Annotated in this window: 22 protein-coding genes and 1 pseudogene; all 23 read left to right on the forward strand. The window is 37.4% G+C overall.

Features of this window, described 5'->3' with window-relative positions; all coding sequences use genetic code 11:
* Positions 1 to 175 precede the first annotated feature (175 nt).
* Positions 176 to 1,480, forward strand: coding sequence for a pectate lyase (gene pelA, locus FXX65_RS06635; RefSeq protein ID WP_147615621.1), 1,305 nt, complete (start codon positions 176 to 178; stop codon positions 1,478 to 1,480).
* A 67-nt stretch (positions 1,481 to 1,547) separates the two neighbouring features.
* Positions 1,548 to 3,371 carry a glycosyl hydrolase family 28 protein gene (locus FXX65_RS06640; protein WP_187116238.1) on the forward strand — a complete coding sequence of 608 codons (1,824 nt, stop codon included), beginning with the start codon at positions 1,548 to 1,550 and terminating at the stop codon, positions 3,369 to 3,371.
* Complete coding sequence (locus tag FXX65_RS06645) at positions 3,368 to 3,940, forward strand: lactate utilization protein (protein WP_187116239.1); 573 nt, start codon at positions 3,368 to 3,370, stop codon at positions 3,938 to 3,940. The genes FXX65_RS06640 and FXX65_RS06645 overlap by 4 nt, the downstream gene beginning before the upstream one ends.
* Positions 3,941 to 3,977: 37 nt before the next feature.
* Positions 3,978 to 4,922, forward strand: a complete 945-nt coding sequence (locus FXX65_RS06650) for an RluA family pseudouridine synthase (protein ID WP_147615624.1) — start codon at positions 3,978 to 3,980, stop codon at positions 4,920 to 4,922.
* Positions 4,923 to 4,935: 13 nt separating this feature from the next.
* Positions 4,936 to 5,805, forward strand: coding sequence for a DMT family transporter (locus FXX65_RS06655; protein ID WP_147612819.1), 870 nt, complete (start codon positions 4,936 to 4,938; stop codon positions 5,803 to 5,805).
* A 137-nt stretch (positions 5,806 to 5,942) separates the two neighbouring features.
* A complete protein-coding gene (gene secG / locus FXX65_RS06660) occupies positions 5,943 to 6,308 on the forward strand; it encodes a preprotein translocase subunit SecG (RefSeq protein ID WP_147612818.1) in 366 nt (121 codons plus the stop codon).
* Between the two features lie 79 nt (positions 6,309 to 6,387).
* Positions 6,388 to 6,849, forward strand: coding sequence for a PTS sugar transporter subunit IIA (locus FXX65_RS06665; RefSeq protein WP_147612817.1), 462 nt, complete (start codon positions 6,388 to 6,390; stop codon positions 6,847 to 6,849).
* 12 nt (positions 6,850 to 6,861) lie between these two features.
* Positions 6,862 to 7,173 carry a hypothetical protein gene (locus tag FXX65_RS06670; protein ID WP_147612816.1) on the forward strand — a complete coding sequence of 104 codons (312 nt, stop codon included), beginning with the start codon at positions 6,862 to 6,864 and terminating at the stop codon, positions 7,171 to 7,173.
* A gap of 12 nt (positions 7,174 to 7,185) precedes the next feature.
* On the forward strand, positions 7,186 to 8,166 hold the full coding sequence (locus tag FXX65_RS06675; protein ID WP_147615625.1) for a V0D/AC39 family V-type ATPase subunit: 981 nt from the start codon (positions 7,186 to 7,188) through the stop codon (positions 8,164 to 8,166).
* Positions 8,166 to 10,136: a V-type ATP synthase subunit I gene (locus FXX65_RS06680; RefSeq protein WP_147615626.1), complete on the forward strand. Its 1,971-nt coding sequence runs from the start codon at positions 8,166 to 8,168 to the stop codon at positions 10,134 to 10,136. The genes FXX65_RS06675 and FXX65_RS06680 overlap by 1 nt, the downstream gene beginning before the upstream one ends.
* A gap of 29 nt (positions 10,137 to 10,165) precedes the next feature.
* Entirely contained in the window at positions 10,166 to 10,525 is a 360-nt protein-coding gene (locus FXX65_RS06685; protein ID WP_147615627.1) for an ATP synthase subunit C, read from the forward strand.
* 24 nt (positions 10,526 to 10,549) lie between these two features.
* Entirely contained in the window at positions 10,550 to 10,882 is a 333-nt protein-coding gene (locus tag FXX65_RS06690; RefSeq protein WP_147612812.1) for a V-type ATP synthase subunit F, read from the forward strand.
* Positions 10,883 to 10,902: 20 nt separating this feature from the next.
* Positions 10,903 to 11,544 (forward strand): hypothetical protein, encoded by a 642-nt coding sequence (locus FXX65_RS06695; RefSeq protein WP_147612811.1) that lies wholly within the window; start codon positions 10,903 to 10,905, stop codon positions 11,542 to 11,544.
* Positions 11,541 to 13,301, forward strand: coding sequence for a V-type ATP synthase subunit A (locus FXX65_RS06700; protein ID WP_147612810.1), 1,761 nt, complete (start codon positions 11,541 to 11,543; stop codon positions 13,299 to 13,301). Before FXX65_RS06695 ends, FXX65_RS06700 begins: the two co-directional genes overlap by 4 nt.
* Before the next feature lie 47 nt (positions 13,302 to 13,348).
* Positions 13,349 to 14,728 carry a V-type ATP synthase subunit B gene (locus tag FXX65_RS06705; RefSeq protein WP_147615628.1) on the forward strand — a complete coding sequence of 460 codons (1,380 nt, stop codon included), beginning with the start codon at positions 13,349 to 13,351 and terminating at the stop codon, positions 14,726 to 14,728.
* A gap of 3 nt (positions 14,729 to 14,731) precedes the next feature.
* Complete coding sequence (locus FXX65_RS09835; RefSeq protein WP_147615629.1) at positions 14,732 to 15,352, forward strand: V-type ATP synthase subunit D; 621 nt, start codon at positions 14,732 to 14,734, stop codon at positions 15,350 to 15,352.
* Positions 15,349 to 15,846 (forward strand): universal stress protein, encoded by a 498-nt coding sequence (locus tag FXX65_RS06715; protein WP_147615630.1) that lies wholly within the window; start codon positions 15,349 to 15,351, stop codon positions 15,844 to 15,846. The genes FXX65_RS09835 and FXX65_RS06715 overlap by 4 nt, the downstream gene beginning before the upstream one ends.
* Before the next feature lie 171 nt (positions 15,847 to 16,017).
* Positions 16,018 to 16,773, forward strand: a complete 756-nt coding sequence (locus FXX65_RS06720) for a J domain-containing protein (RefSeq protein ID WP_147615631.1) — start codon at positions 16,018 to 16,020, stop codon at positions 16,771 to 16,773.
* Between the two features lie 24 nt (positions 16,774 to 16,797).
* Positions 16,798 to 17,562, forward strand: a complete 765-nt coding sequence (map, locus tag FXX65_RS06725; protein WP_147615632.1) for a type I methionyl aminopeptidase — start codon at positions 16,798 to 16,800, stop codon at positions 17,560 to 17,562.
* Positions 17,563 to 17,699: 137 nt separating this feature from the next.
* On the forward strand, positions 17,700 to 19,199 hold the full coding sequence (locus tag FXX65_RS06730) for a Do family serine endopeptidase (RefSeq protein WP_147615633.1): 1,500 nt from the start codon (positions 17,700 to 17,702) through the stop codon (positions 19,197 to 19,199).
* Between the two features lie 310 nt (positions 19,200 to 19,509).
* Positions 19,510 to 19,821: a 50S ribosomal protein L21 gene (rplU, locus tag FXX65_RS06735; RefSeq protein WP_147612805.1), complete on the forward strand. Its 312-nt coding sequence runs from the start codon at positions 19,510 to 19,512 to the stop codon at positions 19,819 to 19,821.
* Between the two features lie 22 nt (positions 19,822 to 19,843).
* Positions 19,844 to 20,191: a ribosomal-processing cysteine protease Prp gene (locus FXX65_RS06740; RefSeq protein WP_147612804.1), complete on the forward strand. Its 348-nt coding sequence runs from the start codon at positions 19,844 to 19,846 to the stop codon at positions 20,189 to 20,191.
* Positions 20,192 to 20,218: 27 nt separating this feature from the next.
* Positions 20,219 to 20,458 (forward strand): annotated as a pseudogene (rpmA, locus tag FXX65_RS09755) (50S ribosomal protein L27); the annotation flags it as partial.
* Between the last annotated feature and the right edge of the window lie 41 nt (positions 20,459 to 20,499).

Raw genomic sequence — 20,499 nt, forward strand, 5'->3', positions numbered from 1 at the left:
ACTTTGATTATAGTTGCACCTTACGAAGAGCAAAATTGTTCATTCGCGGGGTGCAATTTTTTTAATTTTCATGTCGTCAACAGTTTTCAATTTTGTTGTATGCTTTATCTTATTTTTTTTGTTCGAAATTAAAAATTTCTGTTCAAGAAGTTTTTTTCTGATATAATCTTCAATCATGAAAAATATTAATTTTTTAATGGTTTTAGCGATATTATTGAGCAGTTGTGTTGTCTCATCGCAGAATTTTGAGCAAGATTTTGAGCAAGAAGAGTTTTTTAAACTAACATCAAAATCATACAATGCTATAGACATAAAAGATTTTAGCGACGGTTTTAATCATGCACGCTATTCGTATCCAAATTCAATTCCTCCTTGGTCTTTATATAACGAAGATAATATATTGGGTTTTGCAGAAAATATGATTTACACTCAAAATCTAGATGGAGGTTGGGCAAAAAATCTCGATCTTCAGCGCATATACACGATTCAAGAATTAAAGCAGATTCGAGAGCAAAATAAAAATGTTCCTCCTGTAACCTACGGTTTAAAAACTTCTTCAAATGCGAGCACGATGGATAACGGCAACATCCATTCGCAGATAAAATATCTTTGTCAGGCTTACCAGCAGGTAAAAGACGATAAAAGTATCGATTCAAAACGCTATCTTGACTGTGCAACAAAGGCTTTAACCTGGATTTTTAACGCTCAGCATCCTGTTAGCGGTGGCTTTACCGGTGCAGATGTTTATGCAATCACTTATAACGACAACGTTATGACCAATAGCCTTACACTTTTAAAAGATATTTCCAATGGAAAAGATTATTTTTGCGTTTTCCCAGAAGAAACAAGGCAAAAGGCAAAATCAGCGTACGAGAGAGGAATTGAATGCATCTTAAAAACCCAGATTACGCTTACCTTAGACGATGGAACAAAAATATTAACGGCGTGGTGCCAGCAGCATAACCACGAAACTTTAAAACCTGTTTGGGCAAGAGAATTTGAACCACCTTCTGTATGCTCGTCTGAAAGTTTTAAAGTTTTAAGATTTTTGATGACAGAAGAAAACCCAACCCCAGAAATAAAAAAAGCGATAATCGCAGGCTGTGAATTTTTTGACCGCAATGATGTAAAAATTTTTGGCAAAAAGCTTGTGGCAACAAAACTTGCATCGCCTCGTAAAGAAAACGGCAGAACTTATAACACGGACAAAACTTTGCAGGATTCAGATCCAAGCGATGTGCTTTGGGCAAGGTTTTACGCTTTAGATTCTTCTTTTGATGTTGTAATCGGAGCCAGAAAGCCCATCGTTGGAACTTATCCTTCTGTTTTAAAACCTATTTGGTGCGACAGAGGCTGTAAATATGTAGACTCGTTTAATGAACTTTCTTTTGAAAGGCGAAACGGCTATGGCTACACCACAACTTCTGGACGCAGTTTGAGCAGTGCGTATTCTGCTTGGAAGGCAAAACACGGACTTTGATATTTTTCTTTATTGTTACTTATATGAACATTGAATGCTTTTATCACAATCGGGTAAAATCGTCGGCATGAATTATAAAATGATAAAAGCAGATGTAAATTTGAAAAAAGGAATTTTATTTTTAATTTTTATTTTTATGATTAAACAAGTATTTCCTCAAACAATGGATTTTTTTCTAAATGTTTCCGCTGTAACTTCAAACTCGGCTGTTATTTCGTGGAAAAATATGAAGGAGTCAAATTCTGCGATAAAAGATTATGCCATAAATCTCAACGGAAAACGTCTCGAGTTGACATCGAGCAAAAAGGCAAAAGAGAAAAATCCATTTAACTTTTATCAGCGCGAAAGTTTTTATTCCCAATATTCAAAAAAAACGACAGCTTTAAAAAAGGGAATGAAAAAAAACTTTTTTACTTTTTATTCGCTCGACAATTTAGAACCGAAAACGCAATACACTGTAAAGATTTGCGCATTAAATCGCTTTGGAAAGTCGATTTTAGAGTCGCAAGAGTGTGTTATAGTTACCAAGCCAAAGTCTCAAATTTTTAATGTAAAGGATTTTGGGGCAAACAGTTTGATCGAAGTCGATAAAAAAATCTTAAACGATGAGCAGAGCCGTCGTGCATTCATAAAAGCGAATACAAAATCAATTCAAAACGCTATAGATGCTTGTTCAAAAGGTGGAACAGTTTTTATTCCAGACGGATTTTTTGTTTGCGGTGCTCTCCATTTAAAATCCTATATGACGCTTCAAATAGAAGGAATTTTGAGTGCATCTCCTTTTGCAGACGACTACGATTTTGGATTCCTTTTATATCCGTATTATGAAGATAAGCGCTATTGGGGGCTTTTAAATGCTCAAAATGCAGAAAACCTTAGCATAATTGGTAGCGGAACTGTAAACGGCAACGGCTGGAAATACGCAGACAAAAACGGTGTAAAAACAGACAAATTGAGCACTTATTTTGAAGAAGGCGATGACGAAAAGCATCCTTTTTACAAATATGTAAAGGGAAACAGAAAAACTGTTTATAAAGACGGCATTCTCGCTTCATCCTGTGCGCTTTCTTATCTGGATTCAATCAAAAAAACTCCAGATACTGCAACCGATTTGGAACTCGGATTTGCGTATTCTTCGCGGAGTACCACGGTTATACTTCGCAATGTAAAAAATCTTTTTATAGAAGGGCTTACATTTGTAAATCCAGCTAATCATCTTATAAATATTTTAGATTCATCTGATATTACTATTTCTTCAATTTGTGAATTTTCTTACGATTGCAACAACGGCGACGGAATAGGGCTTATCTGCTGCCAGAACGCAAAGATATTCAATTCCTTTATAGATTCGGGGGATGATTGCATTGTTTTTGCAGCAGGCGTTGGAAAAAATGCGGCTTTGTATGGGCAAAACGGTGTTTCAAATGTTGAAATCGCAGGCAATTATTTTCATCACGGGCATGGTGGAGTTGCATTTGGAAGCCACACCGCATTGGGAATAGAAGGCGTTTTTATTCATGACAATGTTTTTAATCATACCGACACTCCTTTTAGAATAAAGAGTGCTCCTGCAAATGGTGGTTTTGTTCGCAACATTTTGTTTGAAGACAATGCATTGGTAAACATCAAAAATCCTTTTAGCATGACAACCGAATATAGCGACAGCGGAACCGTCAGCAAATACGGCAAGGCAGAAAATCCTGCTGTTTTTTATGATATAATATGTCGCAACTGTACGGTGCACAAAAATTCAAGTTATCTGGTTTATATTTTTGCCGACGAACAAAATCCACACAAAAATATAAAATTTTCAGGAATCGAAGTTTCTCCAAAGGGAAATCTTCGCCGTTATGTAAAAAATTGTATTGATTTTGAATGGGAGGAAAAATGAATTTTTTAGAAATTGTAAAAGCTTTTGAAAAGAACGGTTTTGAGGCTTATTTTGAAAAAACTGTTGCAGATGGCGTAAAAAAATGCCTTTCTTTCATACCTCAAGGCTCTGTTGTCGGCTGGGGCGGCTCTATGAGTTGCGTAGATTCTGGTCTTATAAAGTCTGTAAAAGAGAGTTTTACCATAATTGACCGAGATACTGCAAAAGATTCACAAGAACGCAATGCCTTGCTCAGAAAAATTTTAGCAGAAGCGGATGTTTTTTTGACGAGTTTTAACGCTGTAACGGAAGACGGAAAAGCTTTAAACATAGACGGAAGTGGAAATCGAGTGGCTGCAATTTCTTTTGGCCCAAAATCCGTAATCGCTCTGGTCGGAAAAAACAAAATTGTAAAGGATGAAGACCAAGCATACGAGAGGGCAAGCACGGTTGCCGCAGGAAAAAATGCAGTTCGCTTTGGCAAAAAATATGAAGAAGGCGACAGCCTTTGCAATATCGTTCAAATTTTGCGCCGTGGCGGAAACGGCAGAATCAAAATCGTATTTGTCGATGAAGAATTAGGATATTGATTTTTAACTTAATTTTTAACACAAAAATTGATATTTTATGACGCAATACACTTTAAAATGCGAAGAGAAAATCAGGCTGGATTCTCTTTTGCGTTTAAAACTTCCTTCTCTTTTAAAAACTGAAATTTCAAATTCAAAGTTGCGCCGGCTCATAATTTCAGGTTCAATTTTTGTAAACGGCAAACAGATTAGAATTCCTGCATTTACGGTTTTTAAAGGGAGCAGCGTTGTTGCAGAAATTGAAGAAGAAAAACTCTTTTTTGAAAAACAGCCGGACGACATAGATTTTCAACTTTGCGAAAAAGATATACTTTTTGAAGATGAATCTATAATCGCCGTCAATAAGCCCTGCCATTTTCCGAGCGAAGCGAGCATGGTTTTGAGTCGAAAAAATCTTCATTCGGCAGTTGTTGATTACCTTTTTAAAAGGCAAAAACGAGAAAAACCGCTTGCAAAAAATCCGCCCTATGTTGGAATAATGCACCGTTTAGACCGTGATACTTCCGGGGCTATTCTTTTTACAAAAACGAGAACTGTAAACAAGGCTTTTCACGATATGTTTGAACAGCATTTAATTCACAAAGAATATGTTGCGGTGTGCTGTGGAATTCCAAAAAAAGAAAATTTTATAGTTGAGTTTACGATGGGCCGTATAAGCCGTAAATCTGAACCTGCAAAATGGGGCTTTTTGGAAGAAGAAAAAGGTGGACTTGCTTCCAAAACTGAATTTACTGTTTTAAATAGCAAAGGAAATTTTTGTGTTGTAAAATGCAAGCTCTTTACCGGCCGCACACATCAGATTCGAGTGCATCTTTCGTCTGTCGCTCTTTCTATTTTAGGCGATGTCCTCTACGGCGGGCTTTTTAACGAAAGGATAATGTTGCATTCAAAAAAACTTTCTTTTATTCATCCTCTTACGTCAGAAAAAATTGAAATTCAATCTCCACTGCCAAGCGAATTTGAGATTTATCTTTTAAAATGATATAACTTTTTCCATGTTAAAAAATCCTGTAGTCCAAATGATATTTACGGCTTTATTTTGGAGCCTTGGTGGTATTTTTGTAAAATTAGTTGACTGGAATCCCCTTTGCATAACTGGCTTTCGTGGTCTTTTTGCAATGCTTTTTTTGTGCGTTGTTTTTAAACGACTTCCAAGTTTTGTTTCTAGAGATAAAGATGGCAAAATTGACAAAAAAGGAACTGTAGAGCTTATTTTAGGCGGCTTTTTCTATGCTGCAACGATGTTTGCCTTTGTTGTTTCGACAAAACTCACCTCCGCTGCAAATTCAATTTTTTTGCAGAACACGAGTTTTATCTATCTTATAATTTTGAGCCCTTTTGTCTTAAAAGAAAAAATAAACTGGGTGGATTTTGTCGCAATCTTTGGCGTTATTTTAGGAATGATTATCCTCTTAGGCAACGGATTTTCTGGCGGAACTGCGTTTGGCAATTTTATTGCACTTTTAAGCGGACTTACCTATGCGCTTGCAACACTTTTTTTACGCAAACAAAAAAATGCACATCCATTAAATTCGCTAATCCTCGCAAACTTTTTTGCTTTTGTATTTGCCCTTCCATTTATTTTAAAAAGCGATTTTCCTTCTGTAAAAAGTTTTACAGGAATCGTTATACTTGGAGTTTTGCAGATTGGAATGGCAAGTTTTTTTTGGTGCAAGGCTATAAGAAAATTATCTGCGGTCAGTTGTGTCATAATAGGAATGTTAGAGCCAATTTTAAATCCTGTTTGGGTTGCTTTTGGAATTGGTGAAATTCCTGCATGGAATTCTATTTTGGGCGGACTTTTGATACTCGCTTTTATAATTTTCCATGTTGTTTTAAAAGGCAAAAAATCTTTGGAAAATTAAAGTTTTATTTGCAAGGTTTTATTTGCGAAATGCTCAATAATCATCATAATTGACCTTGTCTATTTATTGCGTTAGAATATCGCAACATTAAAAGTAACGGGCTGCTCATAGTTTTAGCTCGATTTTGGAGAATATAAATGAAAGTTGTATTGTTGGTAACATTCGTAATTATCTGTGCGCTTTTGGTTCTTTTGGTTCTTGTACAAGATGAAAAAAACGAAGGAATGGGCGGACTCTTGAGCGGAGGAAACTCGGCTGCTTTTGGTTCTCATTCAGCATCAATCCTTACAAAAGCAACAGTTGTTATAGCGGTGCTTTTCTTTGTTGTAACGCTTGCCCTTGCAAAAATTTTGCCTTCAAAATCGATTTCTTCTGATGCAGACCTTTATGCAGCAGCTCAAACAGAAGGTAAGGTTTCCGAAGAAAGTTCTTCTAAAGTAGAAGAAAACACTTCTCAGACTCCTGACTGGTGGAAAAACGAAGTTCAGACCCCTGCTAACTAGTTGTATTCCTTTGCTGGAATTTAATTTTTAATAAATTTTCCCCGCTTTTTCTGTGCAAAAAAAACAGGGAAGGTGAGATATGGTTCTTGAAGATATATTTACAAAAGACTGCATTATTGTAGATTTGCAAAGCACTGAAAAAGATGAACTGTTTGAAGAAATGGTCGAAAAACTTTATTCGATAGTTCCAGACTTTAATAGAGAAGAAGTGCTTTTCGCTTTAAATGAAAGAGAAGCAAAAATGAGTACAGGAATAATGCATTCGGTTGCAATTCCGCATGCTTTTGTGTCTTCGATAAATGGAACTTTTGGCGTTATTGGAATAAGTCGCGACGGAATTGACTACGATTCTTTGGATAGAGCGCCAGTTCATGTGGTGTTTATGCTTTTGGCAGGCGAAGGTCAGACAGAAAAGCATGTTCAAGTTTTAAAATCTTTGGCGATTCTGCTTCAAAAAAAGGATTTTGTGAAAAACATAATCTCGTGCAAAACTCAAAGCGAAGTTTATAACCTGATTGTTCAGTCAGAAGACGTGGTTTAAGGTAGGATTTTTATGGCAGAAATGGAATCAGACGTAATTGAACACCTTATAGAACTTGAAAATCAAGCCTCGTCTATCACGCAAGAAGCTCGTGAAAAGGCGTTAAAAAAAGTAAATTCGGCAAAAGCCGCTGCTGAACAGGAATATCTCGAAAAATTTAATGCTGCGTCTTTGGAATTGGAAAATTCTTTTAAGGCAGAAAGCGAAAAGTTAAAATCCCAGACATCTGTAAAAATAGATTCATATAAGACTGAAATTTCAGATTCAAAATTGGACACAGCTGCCTTTTATAAACTTATGGACAGCCTTGTTGTAAAAAAATAGGCAGGAAGGCGGATGATGGATAAATCTGCTGCGAACGCTTATGTTTATGCAAAAGTTTGCGGAAAACTTTCTAAAGCGTATTTTGGTCAAAGAGCTCAAAATCTTTACGCAGCAAAATCTTTAACAGAACTTTATAATATTCTTTTTAAAGGCGATGTTCCTGCAATTCCTGAAAATCTTTTGGCAAAAAAAATTGAAGAAAAGGCAGAACGTAGATTTGTAAAAGAATACTGTTCTCTCTTGGAGTGCTATTCAAATCCTGAAAAAATTTTATTAACGCTGCTCCAGTTTTATGATTACGACAATCTGAAAGAAATTGGCGGTGCGCTTTGTCTAAAAGAAACAGAACGACCGTATATTTTAGATTTAAAACGCTATGCTATTTTAAACTACGACAAGTGGCCAGATATAAAAAAGATAACAGAAGGCTCTGAACTTGCTTGGTACAATACCGTTCCAAATATTTCAAATCAGCAGGTTTTGGATACAAAACTGGACTTTCAATATTTAAGAAAACTTTGGCAAAGCGTAAACGAAATTGAATATTCATGCAGGGAAGAAGCATGCAAACTTTTTTCTCGCGAGATTGAATTCTCTAATATCCTTTGGACTTTGCGCCTTATGGTTTATTACAAGATGAACCCAGAGGAAATAATGAATCATCTTTTTTTTGAAAATCCATCTTTAAGGGAAAGCGACAGATTTGCTCGAGAATCAATAAAGCTTTTAAAAAAAGATCCCAATGATTTTAAGGATTGGAAGGATTGGAAATTTAATTACCTTTTAAATCCTCACGAAGAAGGAGTTATTTGGGAAGTTGATCCTCGCTGGGTAGAAAATTCGATAAATGCAGTTTTGATAAAAAATTATTCGACCGCTTTTCACCGTTTTCCACTTACATCGCTGTCTTTGGTGTGTTATTTTAAAATAAAACACAACGAACTTGATAATATCCGTCGTGTTACAGAAGATTTAAGACTTGGAGGTCAATGATGGCAAAAACTGCAAAAATGCGGCTCGTTGAGTTGATGACGCTCAAAGAGGATATAGATTCTGTAATAGAGTTTTTGGGCAAAAAAGGAAATTTTCAGTTTCAGCAGCAACTCGAGTTGAATAAGTCCGCAGAAAATCCGGACGCAAGAATTTTAGAAAAATTAAAGACAGTCCGCTCTTTTTTGGGTTTGCCAGATATTACAAGTTCGGATTTGATGAATTGGAATCGACCTACAGATTACGACAGAATTCTCTGTCAAAAATTTATTTATATTGTAGAGCAGCTTCAAAAAAAACAGTTGACTTGTTCTGATGCTCTAAAAAGAAGTCAAGACGCATATAACGAAGCAAAATCTTTTGCAAATTTAAAAGTTTCTTATTCAGAACTGGAGCATCTTTCTTTTTTGTCGATGAGGATTGGAAAAATCGATCCTGCTGTGTTTGAGGATTTAGCGGATTCTGTTGGTGGCAGAGCGGTTATAATCGCACTTGGAGACGATAAATCTCATATCCTTGCAGCAACTTCTAAACGAGGAAGATTTGCTCTTGATACAGAACTTAAAAATCACGGTTTTGTGAATATGGAAATTCCAAGCGATTTTAAAGGTGTTCCAGATGAGGTTCTTGAAGGTTTAAAAAAACAGACCGAAGAATGCAAAATCGCTTTTGAAAAACTCGAAGAAGAAAGGCACAATCTTGCAAAAACTCAGGCAGATTTTCTAAAAAAGTTTTTATGTCAGTTTTCTATAGGAAGCCAGATTAAACTTTTGAAAAACAGCCTTGAAGCCACAGATTTGGTTTATCGCCTTACAGGATGGATCCCAGAAAAAGATTGCCACGAGATGATGACCGAATTGGATAGAATTTCTGAAGGTCGCATTGCGATTCGTCTTTTTGAGCCAAAAGAAGTTCCTTCTGTAAGAAGTGGCGTTGAAAAAGTTCCTGTAAAACTTCATCACGGAAAATTTATAAGTTCTTTTGAGCGCATGATTTTTAGTTATGGCTCTCCGGCTTACGGTGGCGTTGATCCAACTCCGTTTGTCGCAATGTTTTTTACGCTTTTGTTTGGGATAATGTTTGGAGATGCAGGGCAAGGCTTGGTGTTTTTTATTGCAGGAATCTTACTTTCAAAAAAAATCGTAAAAATCGAAGGTTGGAATAAATTTGGACCTGTCTTTATGGCAATCGGTTTTTCGAGCATGGTGATGGGTTTTTTAACTGGAGAGGTTTTTGCAACAGAAGGAATTTTAAAGCCTGCTTCTTTATTTGTAACTTCTCTTTTTGGCGAGCCTCATTATCCGATTCTGGAAATGAAATTCTGGGAGTCGAAAAATCCTATCGTAATCATCTTTGGAATTTTTGGTTTTACGATGGCAATCGGTTTTGTCATAAACTCTGTTGGACTTATCATAAACATTGTAAATAAGATTTCGCAAAGAAAATGGGGAAGCGCACTTTTTGGAAAAACAGGACTTTCTGGAATGTTTTGGTTTTGGTATGTCGTTGTATTTGCGCTTAGACTCGCATTCACTTCGTATTCTGCGACTCCATTCGATTGGCTTTTTATAGGAATAACTTTGTTTTTGTCCGCTTTTGGTGAGCCGTTTGAGCGTTTTTTTGATGGAGAAGAGCCTTTTGAAAATGGAATTGGCTCTGCCATAATAGGCGGTTTTGTCGAATTGATAGAAGTTATTTCCACATATCTTTCAAATTCAATAAGTTTTGTAAGGGTTGGAGCGTTTGCCTTAGCGCATGCTGTTCTCGGCTTTATAATCGAAACGATGTGTGCGATTTGTCCAGCCTTTGCTGCAAAAATTATTATTTTGATTTTGGGAAATACAATCGTAATTGTGCTTGAAGGGATGATTGTTGCAATTCAAGTCATCCGTCTGCAATATTATGAGTTTTTCTCCAAATTTTTTAGTGAAACTGGAAAGGAATTTGTTCCTTTTGTGTTTGAATATAAATAAATTAAGAAATTTTTTGTGAGGTAATCGATATGAACAAAAAAATTATCGCAATTTTAACTGCTTTGGTGTGCTTTAGCGCATTTGGCTTGTTTGCGCAGGAAAATCCTGTGGCACAGAATTCTTCAGAATCTACAGTTCAGGCTCAACAATCTGTGCAAGAACAATCTGAAACTACAACTGCGGATTCGCTCAAATATATTGCAGCAGCGTTTGCAGTTGCAATTTCCTGCCTTGCCGGCGGTTTGGCTGTAGGAAAAATTGGTGCGGCAGCGATGGGCGCAATGAGCGAGAATGCGGAACTTTCTGGTAAAGCTCTTCCTTTTGTCGGACTTGCTGAAGGTATCTGTCTTTGGGGCTTTTTGGTAGCTCTTTTGATAATCATACTTTAATCTGTAAAGTTTAAAAGGATTTTTATGGAATATTTTGTGATTGCTCAACGGGAACTCGTTTTAGCTTTTAACCTTGTAGGTGTGCATGGACAGGTTGCCTTAAACAGAAAAGAAGCCTTGCAAGCGTTTTACCGTGTAACAGGAAGAGCGGTTGATAATGCTTTGCCTGTAGATGAGCATCCAAAAGTTTTGATTATATCCGAAGATGTTTCTGCAATGATTGAAGAGGAAGTTGTGGACTGGCAAAAAGGTGCAAAATTTCCTCTAATAGTAGAAATTCCTCCTATAAACGGACATCTTCAAGGTAAAAAATCCCTTACGGATTCAATTCGAGAAGCAGTTGGAATTTCTGTATAAGCGGAGGAGTAAAATAATTTATGGAAGAGTTAAGATCAACGTCGATTCTCGACAGAGAAATTGAAGCCGATGCAAAGAAAAAAGCTGCAAAGATTTTGGAAAATGCTGAGCGCGAATGTAAAGAAATTGCAGAAAGCGTTGAACAGCGATTAAAAAAGAGTTTAGAAGAAAAATCGCTCTCTTATAAAAATAAAATTTCTCAACTTGAAAAAAACGCACAGGCTTATATTCCGCTTGAAAAAGAACGATTTTTGGTTTCTTTTTATGATGAACAGGTTTGTAAAGCGATGAATTCATATTTTGATTCGATTGGTGAAAAAGGTAGACTTTCTTTGCTTGCATCAAAATTGGATTCTTTTAAGCAAGTGCTTGAAGATAAAAATATAAATGCAAAATATTTTGGTGGACTTAAAGAAGCCGATGTAAAAAATCTCCTTGAAAATTTTTTTAATGGAAAACTTAATTCAGTTCAAGGTATACAATTTGAAAAAAGCGGTGAACAAGCCGTTCAGGGAAATTCACTTCACGAAGGCATTGTCATTGAAAGCGAAGACGAAGCGGTAAAGATTCGGCTTACAATCGATGAAGTTGTGCGAGAATTAAAAGATAAATATTCATACGAGCTTGCTGCTACTTTGTTTGGAGGGAAGTTACCTCAATGATAGAAGGAAAAATTACAAGGATTTCAGGTCCAATTTTATATGCAGAAGGTCTTGAAGGTTCAGGGCTTTACGATGTTGTGGATGTTGGCGAAAAAAAGATAATTGGCGAAATTATTCGTCAGAATAGAGGACATTCCACGATACAGGTTTACGAAGATGATACCGGAATGAAGATTGGAGAGAAAGTTTTTTCCAACGAGCGTCCGCTTTCTTTGAAACTTGGACCCGGTCTTGTTGGCACTATTTATGATGGAATTCAGCGTCCTTTGGAAACCATGTTCAATAATGCTGGTTCATTTTTAGCTCCTGGCCAAAGAACAGAGCCTTTGGATATCGAAAAAAAATGGCAGTTTGAAGCTTTGCCAGAAGTAAAAGAAAAAACTGCAATTTGTCCAGGCTTTGTACTTGGAACTGTTCAAGAAACTGCTTCGATTGTGCATAAAATCATGGTTCCACCAAATGTTCGTGGGCGAGTTTTGTCTTTTTTTAAAGGTAGCGGTCAATACACTGTTGATGAAGTAATCGCAAAAACAGAGTTAGACGAAGAAATAAAGATGAGCCACTATTGGCCGTTAAGAAATGCAAGGCCTTTTTCGAAAAAACTGACTGTAAGTCAGCCTCTTGTAACAGGTCAGCGCGTTATCGACGTGTTTTTCCCGCTTTCTAAAGGTGGAACAGCAGCGATTCCTGGTGGATTTGGAACTGGAAAAACGATGACTCAACACGCTATTGCAAAGTGGTGCGATGCGGATTTGATTGTTTACATAGGTTGCGGTGAGAGAGGAAATGAAATGACCGATGTTTTAACGGAATTTCCTACTTTAATCGACCCTAGAACAGGGCGTTCTTTAATGGAACGAACAATATTGATTGCAAACACTTCAAATATGCCAGTTGCGGCGAGGGAAGTTTCTCTCTATTCGGGAATAACACTTGCAGAATATTATAGAGATATGGGAATGCACGTTGCCATAATGGCAGATTCAACTTCTCGCTGGGCAGAAGCGTTGCGCGAACTTTCTGGTCGAATGGAAGAAATGCCAGCGGAGGAGGGATTCCCTGCATATCTGCCTACAAGGCTTGCTTCTTTTTACGAAAGAGCTGGTCGTGTAAAAGCGATGTGTGGTCAAGAAGGTTCTGTTTCTATAATAGGAGCAGTTTCTCCTCCGGGTGGAGATTTTTCTGAACCTGTAACTCAACATACAAAGCGTTTTATACGATGTTTTTGGGCTTTGGACAGAGAACTTGCGAATGCGCGCCATTATCCTGCAATCGGTTGGATAGATTCTTATTCAGAATACGCAGATGAAATAAAAGAATGGTGGGATAATTTAGATCCACGTTGGTCTGAATTGCGTTTAAAAGCGCTTGAACTTCTAAAAAAAGAGCAAAAACTCGAAGCGATTGTTCGCCTTATTGGTCAAGATGCACTTCCGGATTACGAGCGAATTGTTTTGATTGTTGCAGATATGATAAAAAATGGATTTTTGCAACAGAGTGCTTTTGATGCAATCGATGTTTATTCTGTTCCAGAAAAGCAGATTCAAATTTTGGTTTTAATGATGGAATTTTACGATAGAGGGGCAGCGGTCATAAAAGCTGGAGCTCCGCTTTCAAAACTAAATTCCTTAGCGGTAAAGGACGAGATTATTCGCTTAAAGACGACCGTTCCAAACGAAAATCTTGCACTTATAAAAGAGGCTGAAAGCCACTTGGACGAGCAGATGAGCGAACTGGAGCGGCTTTATTCGAAGTAGGGATTTTATAGTTCGCTTGCATTTTATTGGATTTTATTGGAGCAAAAATGAAAGGTGTTGAATATAAAGGCTTAAATTCAGTTGATGGTCCTATTGTCGTTGTAAAAAGTCGAAAAAATGTCTTTTATAACGAAATTGTCTGCGTCCGAGATAGAAACGGAGAGAAAAAGACTGGAAGGGTAATCGATTTAAGCGAAAACGCTGCTGTAGTTCAGATTTTTGGTACAACTACAGGTTTGGACTTGAATGCGACTTCTGTTGAATTTTTGGAAGAACCGATGGAACTTAGGGTTGGTCAGGGACTTTTAGGTCGAGTTTTTAACGGACTTGGTCAGCCGATTGATGAACTTCCGCAAATAGTTTCAAGTACAAAGATGAATGTGAACGGAATGCCGATAAATCCGTTTGCGAGGGTTTATCCGAGGGATTTTATTCAGACAGGAATTTCTTCAATCGACGGAATGAACACTTTGATTCGAGGTCAAAAATTGCCGATTTTTTCTGGCAATGGACTTCCACACAATCGCCTTGCAGCTCAGATAATAAGACAGGCAAAGATTTTAAACTCCGGCGAAGACTTTGTAATGGTCTTTGCGGGGATGGGAATAAAATACGATCAAGCTCAATTCTTCATAAATTCTTTTGAGGAAAGTGGTGTTCTTTCAAAGGTTGTAATGTTCTTGTCGTTGGCAGATGCACCATCAATTGAAAGAATCATAACTCCGCGCTGTGCGCTTACTGCAGCAGAATATTTGGCTTACGAAAAAGGAATGCATGTTTTGGTTGTTATGAGCGATATGACTAACTATTGCGAAGCGTTGCGAGAAATTTCTACGACGCGTGGCGAAGTTCCAGGCAGAAAAGGCTATCCAGGCTATCTTTATTCCGACCTTGCAGAGCTTTACGAGCGTGCAGGGAAGATTAAAGGTTCAAAAGGCTCTATAACGCAAATCCCAATTTTGACTATGCCAAACGATGATATTTCTCATCCAATTCCAGATCTTACAGGTTACATAACAGAGGGGCAGATTGTATTGAGCCGAGAATTAGCTCAAAGCGGAATATATCCACCAGTTAGTGCGCTTCCGAGCCTTAGCCGCCTTATGAAAGACGGAATTGGAGAAGGCATGACGAGGGAAGATCATTCAAGCCTTGCAGCTCAACTTTTTGCTTCTTATTCTAAAGTAAAATCCATACGCTCTCTGTCTGCAATAATTGGCGAAGAAGAATTGAGTGCTGTAGACAGACAATATTTGGATTTTGGAAATGCTATGGAAAGTCAATTTTTTTCTCAAGGCGAAGAAGAAAATCGTTCTATCGAAGAAACTTTGGATTTAGGTTGGAAACTTTTAAGTTTGCTTCCTAAAAATGAACTGTACAGGATAAAAAGCGAATATATCGAAAAATATCTTCCCAAGGAAGAATAGTAAATGGCAAAACTCAATATTGCGCCAACAAAATCGAATCTCTTGTCTGTAAAGGAGCAGCTTTCAACTGCTGTTGAAGGTTATGAGCTTCTTGAGCAAAAGCGTGAAATTCTCGTGCGTGAACTTATGCGCATGGTAGAGCGCGTAAAACTCTTGGAAGCGGAATTGGACAAACAATATGCAAAGGCTTATCCCGCTTTAAAAAATATGCTAAAGGCAGTTGGTGGCGACCGAGTTGAGCGTATTTCGCATTCTGTAAGTTATGATTTTAAGATAAAAGAAAAAAACGTGGTTGCTGGTGGAATGAATTTTGCTTCGATCGACGTTGAATTGCCAGAGCTACAACTTTTTTATTCTTTTATGGGAAGTTTTGCAGATAGTGACAAAGTTATGGTAGAATTCTTTGCGCTTTTAAAACTTCTTACAAATATGGCGAGCATAAGGACTATTGCATGGCGACTTGCTGGCGAAGTAAAAAAGACACAGCGTCGTGTAAATGCCTTGGATAAGATGGTTATTCCTCAGACGAGGGAAACAAAAGTTTATATTGAGAGTGTTTTGGAAGAACGAGATCGCGAAAATGTCTTTGTTCTTAAGTCTTTAAAAAACAGGAAGTCATTATGATAAAACCTCTAATTCAAAAAATTATTGTAGCGGTAAACGGTTCTGACCAGTCTATTCGTGCGGCTATGTATTCAATCTTATTTGCAAAGCAGTTTAACTGCACTGTTAAGGCTGTGTATGTTGTTGATACAGCCGCTCTAAAACAGTTGACAATGACAAAATTTTTTGTAAAAGACGAAAGCAAAAAATACGAAGAAAATCTTATAAGAGATGGAAATAAATATCTTGAATATATAAAAACGCTGGCAAAGGAAAAAGGCGTAAAAATAGAAACTGAGCTTAGGAGCGGAACTCCTTGGTCAGAAATTTTGCGTGCTGGCGAAGAATTTGGAGCGGATACGATATTTTTGGGTGGAAGAGCACATGATTCATCTCAACTATCTTATACGCACGATATTGCAAGTGCGACCAATATAGAAATTCTTGCAAATGCAAAGTGTAATGTTTTGGTAGTGCGTCAAAAAGACATAGAAAAATTATTTAAAATAGGATAATTCATTTTTTTCTCTAACGTTGCAAATTTAACTTGAGCTCTGGAAGTTTGTTGGTGCAATCTAAAATCTAATATTTTTAATCAATCAATAATGGTATTTTTCTTCAATCTTATAAGATAAAAAAACTCGTTAATTGTACAAAAAACTTAATTTTATTATAATTGAACCACTTTGGAAGACTGCTACAAAATCTTGGGAGTGAGTCCTAAGTCTAGCGCTGCAGAAATAAGGCGTGCGTATAGAATAAAAGCAAAACAACTTCATCCTGATACGGCTAAAAAAAATTCTTCAGTCGAAGCCTTTAGAAAACTTGTAAAAGCTTACGAAATTCTTTCCGATGTAAAACAGCGTTCTCTTTTTGATGAAGCATATTTTTACAAATATCATTCAAAGTATTATAGAAGCACAAATTCGTTTGATTATAGAGACTGGCTTATTTCTCGCAATGACGAAGAAAGCAGGGCTAAATTGATTTTTTTTGATTTGTTGCATCATCGAGAAGACGATGCAGTTGCTGAATTCATTCGTATGAGCAAAAATCACAGCCATTTTTCTCTTTCAAAATGGTTTACTCGCGAAGATTTTATGGATTACGGTTTTATCCTGTGCGAAGAACTCGTTTTGCGAGAAGAATATTACGATGCCTTTGTCCTTTTAGAGCAGATAATCCGTATGGAACACGGTTTTAATTATTTCAGGCTGTTTTTCCCAGAAGTTATGGATTTGGCAAGAACGGTATTAAAATTCAGGATTGAAAATAAAATTAGCGATGAACTTTGCCTCGATGCTTGGGAGAGGGCACTTGAACTTAACTTTGGAAGCAAAGATGATTCTTTCTTTTTGCAGAAAATGGCTCTGGCTTACAGGAGGCTTGGAGATGAAAAAACTGCCCGAATCTGCGAAGAAGAATCCGTTAGAATAAAGTAAAAAACAGTCAATGGAGATTTATATATGATTCGCTTAAAAAATGAAAAAGAAATTGAAGGCATAAGAAAAAGTTGCCACGCTCTTGCAGACCTTTTTAGAGAAGTTATACCTCAAATAGAACCAGGAATGACAACAAAGCACATTGACGACCTCGTGGTAAAATTCATAAAAAAAATTGGCGGAATTCCTGCGTGGTATTCTGAAAATTTTGCAGGTGCGGCTTGCATAAGTGTAAATGAAGAAGTTATTCACGGTTTGCCTTCCAAAAAAAAGATAATACACGACGGAGATTTGGTTTCGCTCGATATTGGAATAGATTTAGACGGTTATATTTCTGATTCTTGCCACACTGTTCAAGTTGGAAATGTAAAGCCAGAGCATAAAAAACTTGTAAAGGCGACGAGGGAAAGTTTACTCGCAGGAATTGCAGCTTGTAAGGCAGGAAATAGAATCAGAGATATATCCAATGCGGTAAACGATGTTGCCAATGGAAAGTATGGCTATGGAGTTGTGTACGATTATTGTGGGCATGGAGTAGGACTTGAAGTTCACGAAGATCCAAGTATTCCAAACTGCCCGATGGGCGGTCCAAATCCTCGCATTCAGGCTGGTATGGTTTTAGCAATTGAACCTATGATTAACGCCGGCACTGCAGATGTTCACACTATGGATGACGGGTGGACTGTTGTTACAGATGATGGCTCTTGGAGTTGTCATGAAGAACACACGGTTGCGGTTTTTGCAGATCATACAGAAATTTTAACCCTCTGCGACGACCTTATCTGCTAGAAAAAAAGCTTAAAAACGACTGTTCACTACTATTTTGATTGGGATTTCTTAGAGTTTTCTTATTTTATTTTTGTAACCAACATAAAAATATTTGATTATATTTATTAAAAAGATGGAGTATTTGGAGGTTACATAAAATGAAAAATATCACATCAAAAATTGCCCTGACTGTTATGACTGGTGTATTTGTGTTTGCCGTTGTAAGTTTTTCTTGTAGTAAAGTAAAAGTTTCTGGCACGGCTGATACTGTTTTTGCAGAAACAAAACCTGCTGTTTCTATTCCTAGCGAAAGTCTTAAAGTTATAGAAGCGCTTCAAAATTCATTTAATTCAATTTCTGCAGGAGTTTTGCCTTCTGTGGTTGAAATAGATGTTACAGAAAAAAAGACAGTAACTCAGACGAATCCGTTCGAAGATTTTCCATTTTGGTTTTTTGGTAATCCAAATGGCGATGATTCAAAAAATAAGAATAAATCACGAGAATTTGAGCAAAAGGGGCTTGGTTCTGGCGTTATTGTAAGAAGAACAGGAAACACTGTTTATGTTATTACCAATAATCACGTTGCAGGAAAAGCAACTCAAATAACTGTAAACTTGAATGATGGTCAGCAGTTTGATGCCAAGTTGATTGGTGCCGATGAACGTTCTGACGTAGCTTTGATTTCTTTTGAAGCAAAGAAGGATTCAAACATAGTAGTTGCAGCTTTAGGAGACAGCGACAAGGTAAAAGTTGGAGACATTGTGCTTGCTATGGGTGCACCTTTGGGATACAGCCAGTCTGTAACACAAGGAATTGTAAGTGCAACAGGCCGTTCTGGTGACCAAATTGGAAATATGAACGACTTTATACAAACGGATGCTGCTATAAACCAAGGTAATTCTGGAGGTCCGCTTGTAAATATTTACGGAGAAGTTATAGGAATAAACACTTGGATTGCTTCTCAAAGTGGTGGAAGTCAGGGGTTAGGTTTTTCTTTGCCGATAAACTCTCTTAAAAAATCTATAGATGACTTTATTGCAAATGGAAAAATTAACTATGGCTGGCTTGGCGTTAGCCTTTTGGATGTAAAAGAAGATTTTAAAAAGGATTTGGGAGTTAAGGGAAAAAATGGAGCGTTTGCTGCACAGATTTTTCTTGATTCTCCAGCGTTAAAAGGTGGAATGCAGGCTGGGGACTTTATAATAGGTTTGAACGGAAAGGAAATTAAAAACCAAAGTGAACTTATTAGGGAAGTTGGATATCTTCCTGCTGGAAAAGTTGCGGTGTTTAAGGTTCTCCGTGGTGGTAAAACGATTGACCTTTCTGTAAAGATTGAAGAGCGAAGCGAAAAAGTTAGTGGCGACAGTTCTAAACTTTGGCCAGGATTTATTGCAGCACCTTTGACGGATTCTGCAAAGAAAGAATTGAATCTTTCTGACGATAAGGTAAAAGGCGTAGTTGTGATGAACGTGCTAGAAAAATCGCCTGCTGCCGCTATGAGAATTCAAAATGGAGATATTATAACTGCAGTTAATGATAAAAAAGTGAGCAATGTTCAAGAATTTTATGAAGCGATGAACCTTGCAGGCAAAAAAGAAATTTGGTTTGACGTTTATAACGATGGTCATACTTTGAGCACTGGTCGTTACAAATTATAGTTGTTTTACAAAAATACACTAAAGGCAGAACTTTATTCTGTGCATAAGATTTTTTTGCGCGGAGATGAAATGTTCTGCCTTTTATATTTTGTAGCCCCGATCGCCACGGAAAGACCGCAGCCGCTTGCGGCGAGGACTTGTAGTAAGAGCGGGTCGCGGGCGAGGGCTGTGCTTCTAAAAGGGAAAGGCCTGTGTGAATTTTTTGTTTATTGACCAATTTACGAAAAATTTGCTAGTATTTAGCACTCATATTTTTATTATTAGTCGTTAGAGTATCCGTTACACTTTGCGGCGTTTAAGAGGTAATTTAATGTACGCACTTTTTGAATACAAAGGCAAACAGTACAAGGCTGAAAAAGATTCGCTCATTCAGGTCGATAAGATTGACGCTGAAGACGGTTCTAAGATTACAATCGATTCAGTTCTTTTGGTTAGCGACGGAAACAATGTAAAAGTTGGAACACCGTATGTTAATGGAGCAAAAGTTGAAGTTGAAGTTGAAAACAGCTTCCGTGACAAGAAAGTTCTTGTTTTTAAATACAAGCCTAAGAAAGACTATCACCGTTTGATTGGTCACAGGCAGGAATATACAAATATCCGTGTAAAGAATATCATCGGCTAATCCTTAATTTTTGGAATTGGCGATGACATCCATAACACTTTTGACTGGCAAAAACGGCGTGTTAAGGCAATGCAAAGTTAACGGACATGCTTGTTTTTCTAAGAAAGGCAGCGATATTGTTTGTGCGTCTGTAACTTTTTTGGTCAGGACTGCACTCCAGTTGCTTTCACAGACAGAAGGAGTTTGTTTGGATGTTGATACATCTTCCCGCGGGAATCTCGCTTTTTGCGTGGAAGAAAGGGGCAATAATCCAGAAGTGGAAACTTGCCTTAAATACACTGCTAAGATTTTGAAAGTTGGATTTGTTTCGCTTTCAGAAGAGTATCCAAAAAACGTGAGTTTTTGCGAAGCGGTGGAAGCGGGAAATTAAAATTGAATATTTAAGCGGAGGCTTACTATGGGACGCAGTAAAGGTGGTAGCGGCGCAAAAAATGGTCGCGATTCGAATCCAAAACACTTGGGCGTTAAAGTATATGGTGGACAGGCTGTTACAGCAGGTTCAATAATAATCAAGCAGCGTGGAACCAAAATTTTCCCAGGCGACAATGTAAGAAGGGCAGGCGACGACAGTTTGTTTGCAACTGCTGACGGCGTAGTTCTTTTTAACGAAAGACGCAATAGAAAGTTTGCAAACATCGTAACCGCTGAACAGGCAAGTGCTGCAAAAAAAGCTGCTTC

The organism is Treponema pectinovorum (assembly GCF_900497595.1).
Classification (GTDB): domain Bacteria; phylum Spirochaetota; class Spirochaetia; order Treponematales; family Treponemataceae; genus Treponema_D; species Treponema_D pectinovorum.

Excerpts from the sequence above, each read along its gene's own strand:
- pelA (WP_147615621.1), top strand. The coding sequence starts at position 176 with ATGAAAAATATTAATTTTTTAATGGTTTTAGCGATATTATTGAGCAGT.
- FXX65_RS06640 (WP_187116238.1), top strand. The coding sequence starts at position 1,548 with ATGAATTATAAAATGATAAAAGCAGATGTAAATTTGAAAAAAGGAATT.
- FXX65_RS06650 (WP_147615624.1), top strand. The coding sequence starts at position 3,978 with ATGACGCAATACACTTTAAAATGCGAAGAGAAAATCAGGCTGGATTCT.
- FXX65_RS06670 (WP_147612816.1), top strand. The coding sequence starts at position 6,862 with ATGGCAGAAATGGAATCAGACGTAATTGAACACCTTATAGAACTTGAA.
- FXX65_RS06645 (WP_187116239.1), top strand. The coding sequence starts at position 3,368 with ATGAATTTTTTAGAAATTGTAAAAGCTTTTGAAAAGAACGGTTTTGAG.
- FXX65_RS06680 (WP_147615626.1), top strand. The coding sequence starts at position 8,166 with ATGGCAAAAACTGCAAAAATGCGGCTCGTTGAGTTGATGACGCTCAAA.
- FXX65_RS06705 (WP_147615628.1), top strand. The coding sequence starts at position 13,349 with ATGAAAGGTGTTGAATATAAAGGCTTAAATTCAGTTGATGGTCCTATT.
- FXX65_RS06690 (WP_147612812.1), top strand. The coding sequence starts at position 10,550 with ATGGAATATTTTGTGATTGCTCAACGGGAACTCGTTTTAGCTTTTAAC.
- rplU (WP_147612805.1), top strand. The coding sequence starts at position 19,510 with ATGTACGCACTTTTTGAATACAAAGGCAAACAGTACAAGGCTGAAAAA.
- FXX65_RS06665 (WP_147612817.1), top strand. The coding sequence starts at position 6,388 with ATGGTTCTTGAAGATATATTTACAAAAGACTGCATTATTGTAGATTTG.
- FXX65_RS09835 (WP_147615629.1), top strand. The coding sequence starts at position 14,732 with ATGGCAAAACTCAATATTGCGCCAACAAAATCGAATCTCTTGTCTGTA.
- FXX65_RS06715 (WP_147615630.1), top strand. The coding sequence starts at position 15,349 with ATGATAAAACCTCTAATTCAAAAAATTATTGTAGCGGTAAACGGTTCT.
- FXX65_RS06730 (WP_147615633.1), top strand. The coding sequence starts at position 17,700 with ATGAAAAATATCACATCAAAAATTGCCCTGACTGTTATGACTGGTGTA.
- map (WP_147615632.1), top strand. The coding sequence starts at position 16,798 with ATGATTCGCTTAAAAAATGAAAAAGAAATTGAAGGCATAAGAAAAAGT.
- FXX65_RS06700 (WP_147612810.1), top strand. The coding sequence starts at position 11,541 with ATGATAGAAGGAAAAATTACAAGGATTTCAGGTCCAATTTTATATGCA.
- FXX65_RS06695 (WP_147612811.1), top strand. The coding sequence starts at position 10,903 with ATGGAAGAGTTAAGATCAACGTCGATTCTCGACAGAGAAATTGAAGCC.
- FXX65_RS06675 (WP_147615625.1), top strand. The coding sequence starts at position 7,186 with ATGATGGATAAATCTGCTGCGAACGCTTATGTTTATGCAAAAGTTTGC.
- FXX65_RS06685 (WP_147615627.1), top strand. The coding sequence starts at position 10,166 with ATGAACAAAAAAATTATCGCAATTTTAACTGCTTTGGTGTGCTTTAGC.
- FXX65_RS06740 (WP_147612804.1), top strand. The coding sequence starts at position 19,844 with ATGACATCCATAACACTTTTGACTGGCAAAAACGGCGTGTTAAGGCAA.
- FXX65_RS06655 (WP_147612819.1), top strand. The coding sequence starts at position 4,936 with ATGTTAAAAAATCCTGTAGTCCAAATGATATTTACGGCTTTATTTTGG.
- secG (WP_147612818.1), top strand. The coding sequence starts at position 5,943 with ATGAAAGTTGTATTGTTGGTAACATTCGTAATTATCTGTGCGCTTTTG.